Genomic DNA, 12,653 nt, shown 5'->3' with positions numbered 1-12,653 from the left:
ATGGATATGTTAACCCCAAAAAATATCTTAAAACGTTTGTTAATAGCTCTTATTAATCGGCAGATTTCTGAAGAGAATATCAGCATGATGTTCATTATCGGTCACATGAGATCAGGTTCAACGCTTTTGGTCCATTTATTGGCGAATCATCCTATGATTTTGGGTTATGGTGAAACTCATCATAACTATCAGACAGTCAAAGACTTTGGTGCGGTTAGTTATAAGATCCTTCGAAAATTCAATCGTTACTTACCCAAAGAAGATTATATTTTGGACAAAGTTTTGCATGAGGAAAAAGGCCTTACAAGCAGGCTTACCAAGTATAAAAAAACAAAAGTTATTCTATTGGTTAGAGAGCCAGAAAGAAGTATAAAAAGCATATTGAGTTTAGGCCTTGATAAGACAAGCTCCGAAGCAAAAGCATTAGAATATTACAAAGAACGTCTCAAAACAATCGAAGAATTTGCAACAAGGCTTAGCGGTGATCGCTGTTGTTTTCTTACCTATGAGCATTTGGTTGAAAATTCCTTAAGCACATTGAAAGCTTTAACCAATTTTTTGAACTTATCCTCTCCCTTGAAAGATAAATATGAAAGCCTTTGGAGCACTGGTATTAAAGGCCTCGGAGATAGTTCCGATTCAATAAGGACTGGAAAAATAACTAAAGCAAAAAAAAATATAAATATTGCATTGAGTAAGAACACAATAGAGGAAGCAAATAATGCTTTCGATAAATGTCTTCAACAATGTAGGACTTTATCATTGGTATAGTGCCAAAATTCCTATACGTTGACGGAAGTTAGCTTAAAATCACTTTTTTAATAAATATCCCCGTTCGATGAAAACATTAGAGATCTTTTACAGTGCTTCGCAATGTAGTCAAACAATGCCGAGAGGCCGTAAGCAACTTTTCAGGGTGCACAATAAGATGCCCCCTAAAGAGGTGTAGTCGTTTAGCCAAATTCCCTTTCACCAATTTAAGGACTCCTTATGGAACCTGAACACTTCCAACCACTGGTATCTGTTATCATACCCACTTATAATCGGGCAGAGTTGCTCCCTGACGCAATTGAAAGCGTAATGCAACAGACCTATCCGGAGTTCGAAGTAATTGTGGTGGATGATGGTTCAACAGACGATACCGCTGCGATAATGTCGCAATGGTCTGATAGGATTACCTACATTAGGCGTGAAATAAATGAAGGTAGGTCCGCGGTGGTTAATTTGGCTGTTAATATAGCTCAAGGCAATTTTATAGCGATATTGGACTCTGATGACGTTTGGCTGCCGCACAAGTTAAAACGGCAGGTGGAAGTATTTAAGCACTTTCCCGAGTGCGGTGCGGTTGGCGGTGGTGCTATGTATATGGATCTTTCAGGCAGGCCTTTTGGAAAAGCAATGATTCCCAGTGAAATCATCGAGTATAAAAAATTCGCTGTTTCAATGTGCCTGCCGGGATCTCATTCAAACGAAATCATGCGGCGTGAAGCTTTTGAAAAGGTCGGTGGATTAGATGTGGCCCTTCGCCGCGCACAGGATTATGATTTCTGGCTGAAGCTTATACGGCAGTATCCCATTCGGGCCGTACCGGAAGTTTTGATGTATAAGCGTGCGCATCAAGGTAAAAGACCATATGCGGACATAGAGACGATTGTAAAATGCAGGAAGTTGATTGCCAGTCGAATACCTGAACCTGAGCTCAGGCGAAAGCATCTAGCCTGGATGTGGTTTCAGGTAGCACGTAAATCATTTGCTTCTGGGCGTGTAGCTAATGGATCCAAATTTGTGGCTCGTTCGTTTTTTACTTATCCTTTTTTGATTTCGACAAAACACCGAAGATTAAAAAGGCTGTTCTGGCTGATAGAGGAAAAAGTTCTCTAAAGAAGACCCTGATCGGGCCGATTTAAAAAGGGCGATTCTGACCATTAAGGTAGTATACCTTTGACTTCCTGTGAGGAGGGAGAAATTTTTGAATTACACCCAATCCCGTAAGGTCTTAAGAGAAAATTTAGGCAATATTTTCCGGGAGGTGAAAGTTGCGCTTACGCCCGTGCCTCGACCAGAGCGCTGGCTGTTTCTGGTCGGGTGCTATAATTCCGGGACGACTTTGCTTTCCAAAATGCTGGGCCGTCATCCTGGTATCTCGGCACTGCCCACAGAAGGCCATTTCATTACAGATCAATTCGTAAAGGACTATGAAATGGGCTTGCCCAGGATGTGGACCCAAAGGGAAGAACTTTTCCGCCTGACTGAAAAAAACACGGGCCCGGACCCTGTGCGCATAAAAAAAGAATGGGGCATGCGGCTGGATCTGTCCAAACCTGTTTTACTGGAAAAGTCCCCTTCCAACAGCGCTAGGGTCAGATGGCTGAATCATCACTTCCGGCCCGCATGCTTTATAGCCATCATCAGAAACGGGTATGCCGTAGCAGAGGGGATAAGACGCAAGGCTGATCCCAAGCATTTAAGGGACGGATGGCCGATAGAAATGGCAGCCTATCAATGGAAAAGGACCTATGAAGTGCTTGAATCAGATTCGGTTTATCTTAATCGGTTCTTGCTTATCAAATATGAGGATTTGGTGCGGGAGCCGGTCAATGAACTCAACCGTATAACTGATTTTATAGGCATAAAGCCTTTCAGTAAGTTCAACGACCTGATGAATGTCTCCATACACGAACGCAATGAGCCTATAAAAGACTTGAATCCTTACAGTATCAGCAGGTTAACACCTGAAGATATAAACGCCGTAAACAATGTGGCCAAAGACACCCTGCTGCGCTATGGCTATAATGTAATCGGCGGGGATTCGTGAAGATATGGGGGAACACCAGCCCGTTATACTCGTGGTAACCAGCAGGTTTCCAAGCATAAATCAGCCCTGGATAGACACCTATCTGGAGCAGCTTCTCAAACACTCCTTCGGCATAAAAATTTATTCAGGCAACAAGAACCCGCAGGCCTATCACCGGAAAGTAGACCGGCTTCAACTGCGCAGGCTTGTAATTGATTTTAATTTAAAAAAATCATTTTTTATTCGTTCCTTTTTTAAAACAGGCCTGTTTCATCCTGTAAAGCTGTTTCAGGCTGTTGTAAAAGCAGGGAAAATCAGCAGGCGATTGCACAATGACTATAGTATTGAAAGATGGCCTTCATTTTTAAAGCTTTTGAGATTCGGATTGGTCAATCAGGACCTGGACAGGGTGGATATCATCCATGCCCACGGTGAGGCTCTTGCTTTTCAGTCCATGCTTTTGTCATTGATGAGAGACCTGCCCTTTGTTTACACCTTTCACGGGCTTTTGCCCGGAGGGCTTGCGCCCATACCGCGAAATAAACGGGAAGCCGTTAATGGAGAGGTATCAAGGGTGTTGGTGAATACCCGGTTTGCCATGAATCAGGTAAATAAGCTGGGCTGCCAGAAATCCAAGGTATCCATACTGCCCCAGGGCCTTCCTCTTGAAGAGTTTGCTTTTGCCCCCCGCACGTGCCCCGGTGAAAAAGAAGAGCTCCATTTGTTGAGCATAGGCAGGTTTCACAGGGATAAGGGGTATGGATATTCGCTTCTGGCTGTGGCAAGGCTTCTGCAAGCCGGGGTAAAAGTGCATTACTACATGGTCGGGGAGGGGCCGGATAAAAACTGGATGCAGACCTTGATTGATAAGCTCAATCTTTCCGGACATGTTACCCTGTATGAAGCCATGCCATCTGATAAACTGCATGAGATGTATAAAAAGGCACATATTTTCATCCTGGCAAGTCTCGGCAACCGGTATGACAAGTGGGCCGAAACACAGGGAGTCGTCCTTCAGGAAGCCCAAGCAATCGGATGTATTCCTGTTGCAACCAATGTGGGAGGCATCCCCGAGTGCCTGAGCCACAAGCAGGACTCGATCCTTGTTCCTGAAAAATCATCCCGGGCCATATCAGATGCCGTGCTCTATCTGCTGGACCACCCTGAGGAGTGGTGCTCTTACCAGGAAAACGGCCGCAAAAACGTGGAGCAGAATTTTTCAGCCGATGTGATCGGCACGCGCATGGCTGAAATCCTGAAGAAAGTGGCCGGATCCGGTGACAAAAAAAATCAGGCAGCCGCGGCGGATAAATGACATTTAAACTTACAGTAAAAAATCAGGCTGCCGTTTTTTTCCATAAAACAGGCGGGTTCAGATTGCTGGGCCGGTATTTCAGGCAAGAAAATGCTTTCGTGTTAATGTATCACCGGGTCCTGGATGCACCTGAACAGGAAACCGTGTTTGTTCAGCCCGGGATGTATGTCAGAACAGAGACCTTCCGCCGGCATATCGCGTTTCTGAAAAACAGTTTCAGTGTCCTTTCCCTCTGGGAGATTGTCTCCAGGATACGGGAGGGGAAAAGCGTGGGGAGGTGCTGTGCAATAACTTTTGACGATGGATGGCGTGACAGCTATACCCGGGCTTTTCCTGTTTTAAAAGAATTCGGGGTGCCGGCTACCATTTTTCTTGCCACCGGGTTCATCGGCACCAATCGTCTTTTTTGGCCGGAGGAGTTTGCATATTATTTGCGACTGCCTGAGATCCGCGAAGCTGCCAGGCAAAAAAGCGATGTGCTTGACAAAACAATCCAAAGGCTGTCAGGTGCCGGCGAGGGGCGGATCCTGGATGAATGCATCTCAGCCCTCAAAGTTCTGCAGGCACAGGAAAGAGAAGAACTGCTTGCATACCTGAGAACCATCTGCCAGTCCCCTCCGCCAGAGCGTCTTCTTTTAAACTGGGACGAGGCAGGGCAGATGCAGGAAAGCGGGCTTGTCAGCTTCGGGGGGCATACGGCAGATCACGTGATCCTTGACCGGGTTCCAAAAGAAAAGGCCGAACAGGAAATCATGCAGTCATGCAGGGACATAAAGGAGCATCTTGGGGTGCGTCCGGACCTGTTTGCTTATCCCAACGGAAATTACAACCCGGAAATAAAGGCCCTTCTTGAAAAACACGGGATCAGGGGCGCGGTGACCACGAAAAAGGGGTGGCTGACAAAACAGACCGACCTGCTTGAAATTCCCAGGATCGGCATGCATGAGGATGTCGTTAGGACAATCCCCCTTTTTCTTGGCAGAATCTTTCTCAAGGGATTTTAGTTTGCAGGTAAGCGTTCTGATAACAGACGGTGAAAACCGCTCCTCCCTTGCAGCAGTACGTTCTCTTGGCAACAGGGGTTATCGCGTTGTGGTTGCAGGAAAAAACATCCCCTGTCTGGCATCGGTTTCAAAATTGTCCAGCCGGGCATACCGGGTACCCGATCCTGCAAAAGATCCAGTAGGGTGCAATGACGCCGTACTCAATATTGTAACAAGAGAAAACATAGATATTGTTTTTCCCATGACCGATCTGTCCGTGACCCTACTCAACCGGGTTCGGGAAAAATTTCCGGCAAAAACCACCCTTGCCTGCCCGCCTGCGGAAAAAACAGCAAAAGTGGCAGACAAGGCAGCCCTTTTCCGGCTGGCTGAAACCTGGGGCGTGGCTGTGCCAAAAACTTTTTACCTGTCAGGAGCCCAGGATCTTGCCCGGGAGATTCAAAAAATAAAAAGCTACCCGGTGGTCGTAAAGCCGGCAAGATCGGTTGTTGCAGAAAACGGGGAAGTGATTTCAGGGGGGGTGCGGTATGCCGGCTCTCCTTTAGAGCTGGAAAGCATTTATTCTTCAAGCCGGATTCTACAGTACCCCTCCATGATCCAGGAGAAAATTACAGGCCCCGGCACAGGCCTGTTTACGCTTTATGACAAAGACCGGCATCTGGCACTTTTTTCGCATCGCCGTGTCAGGGAAAAACCCCCCTCCGGAGGTGTTAGCGTGGTCTCCGAAAGCGTTGTCCTTGATCCCGAAATGGTTGAATATGCAGGCAGGCTTTTGTCAGAAGTTAAATGGCAGGGTGTTGCCATGGTGGAGTTCAAGCGCGACATCCGCGACGGAAAACCCCGCCTAATGGAAATAAACGGCCGGTTCTGGGGGACTCTTCAATTGGCTATTGCCTGCGGGGTGGATTTCCCGGCCCTGCTGGCAGATAAAATCCTTGGGAAAAATTCCGGGGTTCAGCCCGGCAGCTACAAGGTCGGGCACAAGTTGAAGTGGATTCTGGGCACCCTTGATCACCTTGTCATACGTTTGAAAAACGACAGCCGTTCTCTTAACCTGCCGCCGGATGCACCTTCAAGGCTCGGGGCGATAAGGGATTTTTTGAAAATCCGGGAGAAAAACTGCTCTTTTGACGTTTTTGATAAAAAAGATCTTCGGCCGTTTCTGCATGAAATAAAGGATTACGCAGGATCGATTATAAAATGACCACGGTGCTCCACACCATAGACACCACCGGCCCGGGCGGGGCGGAAACGGTTTTTATCAACCTGGTGAAAAGCCTGCCCGGAGACAACCCTGTTGTGGCCATAAGGGGGCCGGGGTGGGTGTGTGACACGCTTCGGAAAAACGGCATCGAGCCGGTGTTTGTAGACTCCAGGGGCGGCTTTAATGTTTCCTACCTTGCCGATCTTGTGAAAATAATCCGCAGATACCGGGTCGATGTCGTCCAATCCCATCTTTTCGGATCAAACCTTTACAGCTCCCTTGCCGGGCTGATCTGCAGGGTCCCGGTAATATCGGTGTTTCACGGGTTTGTGGACACCAACAAGGGCGAGCGGTTCTTGCCTGTAAAAGCGCGGATCATTAATTCCGGATCAAAAAAAATCGTGTTTGTCTCGGACCGCCTAAGGCAGCATTACATAAGTCAATACGGTTTGTCCGGGGCAAAGGCGACAACCATTTATAACGGGGTGGACACGGATGTTTTTTATCCCCGCAAAGACGACAGCATCAGGAAAGAACTCGGTCTCGGTCCTGAAAATGTCCTGATCGGGGCCGTGGGAAACATCCGGCCTGCAAAGGGATATGACAATTTTCTAAGGGCGGCCCGCATTATTCATTCCAGGCATCCCGAATGCCGGTTTGTTGTGGCCGGTCAGGGCTCAGGCGCCTTATACGATTCCCTGCTGGAGCTGAGACGTGAGCTGGGCCTGGAAGGGATCTTTTACTTCATAGGCTTCCGGGAGAATCCGCCTGCGGTGTTAAACAACCTGGACATATTTGTTTTGCCGTCTGTTTCAGAGGGGTTTTCAATTTCAACCATTGAGGCCATGGCCTGCGGTGTTCCGGTTGTTGTCACCCGCAGCGGCGGTCCGGAGGAAATCGTTGAAAACGGGGTAAACGGGCTAACCGTTGATTCCGGCCCTGAAGATATTGCCGGGGGCATTATGCGCATATTCGAGAAAGCCGATCTTGGGAATTCCTTAAAAAATACAGCCTTTGCAGAAGTCGAGGAAAAGTTCAGCCTGAGGGCCATGGTTGAACAATACAGGCTCTGCCATGGGCCGCAAAAGGAGATATCCGAAGGAAAAACGGATTATGCCGGCACTTGGTAAAAAACTGGAACTGATATACTGGCTGCGCGGCGAAGGGCAAACATTTCAAATTAGGCAACCTGGTCGCACGGATCAAATGCAGATGACTGAGAAAATGCAACGAAATAAAAAGCGAATTTGGATTGCCTGGGAAAGGCAACGAAGATCAATCGAGCTGGCTCGAACGGTTGGGGCAAAACTTTATATTTTTGATGTCGAAGGTAGATCCCGTTACCCTGTGTGTATTGCTAAAACTCTATATACCCTGTTTAAAGAAAAGCCGCATTTTCTGTTTGTTCAAAATCCTTCCATGATTCTTGCGGCAATGGCCTGCATATATGGATTGATCTCTGACACCCGGGTTGTGGTTGACAGGCATACGAACTTCAGGCTGAATAAGCCCCATACCGGTTCGCCCAGGATTTGGTTATTTATGCGACTGCATTATTTTACGCTAAGGTATGCGAACATAACCATTGTAACAAATAATTTTCTTGCAGGTCTTGTTAAAAAGGCAAAGGGTCGGCCTGTTGTCCTTCCTGACAAACTGCCTATTCTTTCTCCGACGGAAGCATATGAGTTGAAAGGTAAATTCAATATCTTGTTGATATCCTCCTTTGGCCTGGATGAGCCAGTATTGGCCGTTCTTGAGGCAATGCAGCAAATCGACAAAGAGATATGTCTCTATGTTACAGGCAACTATAAAAAATTTGACCCAAACTTGAAAAATAAAATCCCTTTAAATGTTCATCTTACGGGTTTCATCTCTGAGCAGGCTTTCGTGAACATGCTTTTTTCCGTTGACGCTGTCATGGTTTTGACAACATCCGACTATTGTATGCTCTGCGGGTGCTATGAAAGCGTGGCAGCTGAAAAGCCGCTGATTACATCTGACAAATCCGTCCTCAAAACGTATTTCAGTGAGGCACTTTTCGCTGATAATTCCGCAGAAGATATCCGACGAAAAATTCAAAAAACAGCAAATGATGTCAATAAATACACGAAAAACACAATTCAAATGAAAAGAGAGATTGAAAGGAATTGGGGTAAAATGTACCAAAGTTTTGAGGCCTCACTAAGAGATATAGGAAGTTAGGATTAGAAATTCTTATATCATGAAAAGGTATTAATGATAATGCTTTCCGAATCCCCGGCTTTTGTAAGACGTTGTTTACGCTTCCTTGCCCTTCCTCATTGCTACTTTTTTTATATTAACTGGAAGGCATGTGAAGTCGGGCGTTTGCAAGCAATATACGATCTATTCTATATCTTTTTTCGTCTGAAATTTTTTCCTGAAAATTATTCTTTATGCCGTTTATGGGAAAAGAGGCGAAGCGAGTGGAAGTATTATTACGGATCTGTTTATGATGCGCTGCAACGAAGCCGCCTGAGAAAAGAGGTCTTCCCCATAAAATATAGAATAATCTTTGATGATAAAAACATCTGCTACCAGCTTTGCGTTGCCAATAATCTGCCAGTGCCTCTGCAATATAACCTTGTTCAACCAAGCGAATTCAAGACCTTCCTTTCCAATTTATTCGCCGCTCCGGAGATGAAAAGCCAAAAAGTGATCATAAAACCATTATCAGGCCGCGGTGGAAAGAATATCCATATTGGATACTATCGGAAAGGCAGTATCTATCTAAAAGGCAATGATAATAAAGAGCTGCCACTCAACCAGTTTTCCTTGCCTGCTCTGTCCGTGGTGCAGCAATACATACAACAACATCCAAAGCTTCGGCAGATTTCTCAGTCTGTAAATACGATTCGAATCGTTACCCTCTTAACCCAAGTAAAAGAGGTCCTTATTATAGGTGCTTTCATGCGATTCGGTGTTCAGAACGTTTTCCTTGATAATACTAGTCAAGGTGGCATAAAGGTTTGTATTGACGTACACACAGGGAAATTTTTAAAATATGGTCATGATAAGAAAAGTCATATTTATGAAGCGCACCCAATTTCAGGTTTCTGTTTTGAAGGGTTTCAAATACCTTTTTGGAAGGAGGTCGTCCAACTGGCGCATCGGGTTCAGAAAACATTTGTTTATAACAAGATAATTGGTCAAGATATTGCAATTACAGCTAATGGACCAACGATCATAGAATTGAACGCGGAATATGACAATATTGGCCTGGAGCAGGTGTGCGGGCCAATTTTACGAGATTCCAAGGTATTGAAAGCTTTTGATGACTATGGTTTATTGTATAACGATAAGCAACGTTCATTGCTCAAAGCTTTTCCTCGATCGGGTAACAACTCGTTTCTAAAATAAGGGTCTATTGAAGCAAACGTAGCGATTTGCAACCTTTAAACCTTCCTAAGATGATTTTTCCGATGTGCTTATGAAGTCATTTCTTGAAAACATTTACATGGCTGTACCTTCGCCATGTCAAAATCTTTTGGTCTCTTTGTATGGAATCAAGCTTCAATTTAACAGGTACGGCGGTATCTATGAGACAACCCTTAATGAGGCAATGCAGCGGGAAAGGGTTGGCAGGGAGGCCGTGCTGGCCTACGCCGAGTCCATGTTGATACATACTATAGCAAAAGCAGTTAAGAATGTGCCATATTACCGAGAGCTTTTTAAAGAGCAGAATCTATCTTTAAACGATATAAAAAGTTTTGAGGATATTAAAAAAATACCCTTACTGGAAAAACAGGTTCTCCGGGAGAATCCTCAAAAATTGGTTGATGGGCACTGCAATGCAAAACGCCTTCAGGTTGTCCATACCACGGGCACAACAGGATCACCTCTGAAAATTTACTGCAATGATAGGGCCCGCCAAAAAAATTACGCATATTTTGATCGGTTTCTTATCAATGCCGGCATTGACCCAAAAGGGAAAAAAGCCACTCTTGGTGGAAGAGTAATTGTCCCGCCAAGCCAGGCCAAAAAGCCTTTTTGGAGATACAGTTACTATCAAAACAATTTATTGTTTTCCTCGTATCATTTAAGCGATGAAAATATTCCGCTTTATATTAAGAAATTATATGAATTTCAGCCGCATTATATTGATGCCTATCCTTCCAGTATATTTTTTATAGCTGATTATGCGGCCAGAAACTGCATTGATTTAACGGGGATTACTTCAAACATTGTGACCTCTGCAGAAACCCTGTTTGATGAACAAAGGGCAGTTATTGAGTCAGTTTTTGATGCGCATGTCTTTGATCAATATGGGGCGGCGGAAATGTGTGTTTCAATCGGACAATGCCAGTCTGGAAATTACCACGTTTATTCTGATTATGGTTTTCTGGAATTTCTTCGCGAAGACGGGAGTGATGCCCTGCCTGGCGAAGAGGCCGAACTGGTATGTACGGGTTATATAAATGAAGTGATGCCGCTTATTCGCTACCGCATAGGGGATAAGGGGGTCTTATCAACAAAGAATTGCAACTGCGGTAGTCCTTTTCCTGTTTTAGAAAAACTTGTCGGCAGGATTGATGATATGATTCTAACACCTGAGGGAAAACGAATTGGCCGCTTAAGTCCGGTTCTAAAGGGGTTCCCTGTCAGGGAGGCGCAGTATATTCAGGAATCCATTGATAAACTGGAAGTGTGGATAGTAAAAGATGAGCTTTATAATAAAAGGACCGAAGCTGACGTCTTAAAAGAATTAAGAAAACGGTTGGGCAATTCAATGGAAATTCAAATTAAATATGTTTCAGCTATTCCAAGGGGAAAAGGCGGCAAACTGCGTTCCGTGATTTCCCTTTTATGATCAAGGGGAGGTGTTAGTGAGTGCAAGACTACGTAAACCCATGTAGCAACCTCTATTATTCTGCATTACAGAAATGCTCAAGACGGAAGAAAAATCGGCCCGAATCCATCAGATTATTTTGCAAGCCATGGATTCAGGTTATAATTCTGCAAAGATATGGATTCCTATATGAAGGATACAATTTTTTCGGAAATCAAACGGGCATCAAAAGTTAAAAGCTTGTTTTTGCAAATTTTTGATATTATAAGACATAAAATAAAAATTAATACATCGCCTATTGATTATTACCGTTATGAATTCTACCGAAACGACATTACATGGGAAGAAAAATCCCGATACTTAGGCAAACGCTGTTCTAATTTCTATCCCTATCAAAACAATTCTGTAAGGTTTGTGTCCCTATTCGACAATAAATACATTTTTTCAACCATGCTCTCAGGGTTTGGAATTCCTCATCCAAAATTGCTTGCAACAATTGGGGAAGATTACCAAATCAAAACATTCGAGCAATTCAGAACATTTCTGGAAGAGAACAAGATGGACATGGTTTTAAAGCCTCTGGACGGAAGCGGGGGCCGGGGGGTTATTGTTTTGAATTTTAAAAACAATAACCATTGCGTCCTTGAAGGACCTTGTTCTTCTTCTGGTATGTGGGAACAAATAATGGCTGGGAAAAAGTCACCACATCCTTATCTGATAGAAGAGCGCATTGATCAGGATGACTCGGTATCTATGTTATACCCCTACAGTCTTAATACAATGAGGGTGATAACTGTAAAAACAAAGGATAAAGAATGGAACCTTTTGGGCGCAAGGTTACGTGTCGGACAGAAGGGGCAAGTAGATAACTTAGGTGCAGGTGGAATTCAGTTACGTTTTGATGATAGTGGCAAATCATGGTTCGCCTATGATTGGGCTTCGGGCAAAGAAATTAGCAGGCATCCGATAACAAAGGCAGAACTCATTGGTTTCCAAGTTCCCCAGTACCACGAAGCAATTGCATTGGCATTAAAAGCCTCTGAGAAGTTCTCTTTTATGGGCACGGTTGGCTGGGACATCGGATTTTCGAAACATGGACCGATGATTATTGAAGGAAATATTTTTTACGATTGTCTTTATTGGCAATTATTCGGCCAACCACCGTTGATACCACCCGATATTGCAGGAAAATTAAAGAGGCACAGATGGTGGCAACGGTGGGATAAAACTGCCATGTATCCTAATTGCAACCGTTATAAAATAAAGGGATAGGTCATACTCCAATGCCTTTTGTCCATGAAGGACAACCCGAAAGGATTTTGCTGAGAGGACCATGAAAATAGTGAAAAAGAAAATGATTTGTTCAAAGATGGATAAAGCAGCCAAAGTAAAAATTGTCCAGGAAACTTTGAACAATAACGAGATAATATGGGGACTCCTGAATAAAAATAAATATTTGATTTTATTATATTAGTATGCTATAGTACAAAATATAAATCCAAGCATATTCGGCACTACACCTTCAA

Annotated in this window: 11 protein-coding genes; all 11 read left to right on the top strand. The window is 44.4% G+C overall.

Translation table 11 applies throughout. The features are described from left to right. The 11 genes from HNR65_RS16450 (at position 1) to HNR65_RS16400 (ending at position 12,399) form a co-directional block, all read left to right on the top strand. On the top strand, positions 1 to 771 hold the full coding sequence (locus HNR65_RS16450; protein WP_181552625.1) for a sulfotransferase family protein: 771 nt from the start codon (positions 1 to 3) through the stop codon (positions 769 to 771). A gap of 219 nt (positions 772 to 990) precedes the next feature. After that, positions 991 to 1,881, top strand: coding sequence for a glycosyltransferase family 2 protein (locus HNR65_RS16445; protein WP_181552624.1), 891 nt, complete (start codon positions 991 to 993; stop codon positions 1,879 to 1,881). An 88-nt stretch (positions 1,882 to 1,969) separates the two neighbouring features. Then, on the top strand, positions 1,970 to 2,815 hold the full coding sequence (locus HNR65_RS16440) for a sulfotransferase family protein (protein ID WP_181552623.1): 846 nt from the start codon (positions 1,970 to 1,972) through the stop codon (positions 2,813 to 2,815). Between the two features lie 304 nt (positions 2,816 to 3,119). Continuing rightward, positions 3,120 to 4,109 carry a glycosyltransferase family 4 protein gene (locus HNR65_RS16435; RefSeq protein WP_181552622.1) on the top strand — a complete coding sequence of 330 codons (990 nt, stop codon included), beginning with the start codon at positions 3,120 to 3,122 and terminating at the stop codon, positions 4,107 to 4,109. Between the two features lie 104 nt (positions 4,110 to 4,213). Next, complete coding sequence (locus HNR65_RS16430; RefSeq protein ID WP_232364818.1) at positions 4,214 to 5,113, top strand: polysaccharide deacetylase family protein; 900 nt, start codon at positions 4,214 to 4,216, stop codon at positions 5,111 to 5,113. 1 nt (position 5,114) lies between these two features. Then, positions 5,115 to 6,317 (top strand): carboxylate--amine ligase, encoded by a 1,203-nt coding sequence (locus HNR65_RS16425; protein ID WP_220128424.1) that lies wholly within the window; start codon positions 5,115 to 5,117, stop codon positions 6,315 to 6,317. Next, a complete protein-coding gene (locus HNR65_RS16420) occupies positions 6,314 to 7,447 on the top strand; it encodes a glycosyltransferase (RefSeq protein WP_181552620.1) in 1,134 nt (377 codons plus the stop codon). Before HNR65_RS16425 ends, HNR65_RS16420 begins: the two co-directional genes overlap by 4 nt. Then, positions 7,431 to 8,522, top strand: a complete 1,092-nt coding sequence (locus HNR65_RS16415) for a glycosyltransferase family protein (RefSeq protein WP_181552619.1) — start codon at positions 7,431 to 7,433, stop codon at positions 8,520 to 8,522. Before HNR65_RS16420 ends, HNR65_RS16415 begins: the two co-directional genes overlap by 17 nt. 39 nt (positions 8,523 to 8,561) lie before the next feature. Further along, a complete protein-coding gene (locus tag HNR65_RS16410; RefSeq protein ID WP_181552618.1) occupies positions 8,562 to 9,698 on the top strand; it encodes a sugar-transfer associated ATP-grasp domain-containing protein in 1,137 nt (378 codons plus the stop codon). 70 nt (positions 9,699 to 9,768) lie between these two features. Then, positions 9,769 to 11,148 (top strand): phenylacetate--CoA ligase family protein, encoded by a 1,380-nt coding sequence (locus tag HNR65_RS16405; RefSeq protein ID WP_181552617.1) that lies wholly within the window; start codon positions 9,769 to 9,771, stop codon positions 11,146 to 11,148. Between the two features lie 168 nt (positions 11,149 to 11,316). Continuing rightward, positions 11,317 to 12,399, top strand: coding sequence for a sugar-transfer associated ATP-grasp domain-containing protein (locus HNR65_RS16400; RefSeq protein WP_181552616.1), 1,083 nt, complete (start codon positions 11,317 to 11,319; stop codon positions 12,397 to 12,399). Positions 12,400 to 12,653 lie beyond the last annotated feature (254 nt).

The sequence above is a fragment of the Desulfosalsimonas propionicica genome, from assembly GCF_013761005.1.
GTDB classification, from domain to species: Bacteria; Desulfobacterota; Desulfobacteria; order Desulfobacterales; family Desulfosalsimonadaceae; genus Desulfosalsimonas; species Desulfosalsimonas propionicica.
The sequence above is the reverse complement of the archived record's forward strand: the minus strand, read 5'-3'. Positions and strand labels throughout refer to the sequence as shown.

What these genes read in the sequence shown, in the direction of transcription:
- HNR65_RS16450 (WP_181552625.1), top strand. Translation starts at nt 1, where the DNA reads ATGGATATGTTAACCCCAAAAAATATCTTAAAACGTTTGTTAATAGCT.
- HNR65_RS16445 (WP_181552624.1), top strand. Translation starts at nt 991, where the DNA reads ATGGAACCTGAACACTTCCAACCACTGGTATCTGTTATCATACCCACT.
- HNR65_RS16430 (WP_232364818.1), top strand. Translation starts at nt 4,214, where the DNA reads ATGTATCACCGGGTCCTGGATGCACCTGAACAGGAAACCGTGTTTGTT.
- HNR65_RS16420 (WP_181552620.1), top strand. Translation starts at nt 6,314, where the DNA reads ATGACCACGGTGCTCCACACCATAGACACCACCGGCCCGGGCGGGGCG.
- HNR65_RS16415 (WP_181552619.1), top strand. Translation starts at nt 7,431, where the DNA reads ATGCCGGCACTTGGTAAAAAACTGGAACTGATATACTGGCTGCGCGGC.
- HNR65_RS16410 (WP_181552618.1), top strand. Translation starts at nt 8,562, where the DNA reads ATGCTTTCCGAATCCCCGGCTTTTGTAAGACGTTGTTTACGCTTCCTT.
- HNR65_RS16405 (WP_181552617.1), top strand. Translation starts at nt 9,769, where the DNA reads ATGAAGTCATTTCTTGAAAACATTTACATGGCTGTACCTTCGCCATGT.
- HNR65_RS16400 (WP_181552616.1), top strand. Translation starts at nt 11,317, where the DNA reads ATGAAGGATACAATTTTTTCGGAAATCAAACGGGCATCAAAAGTTAAA.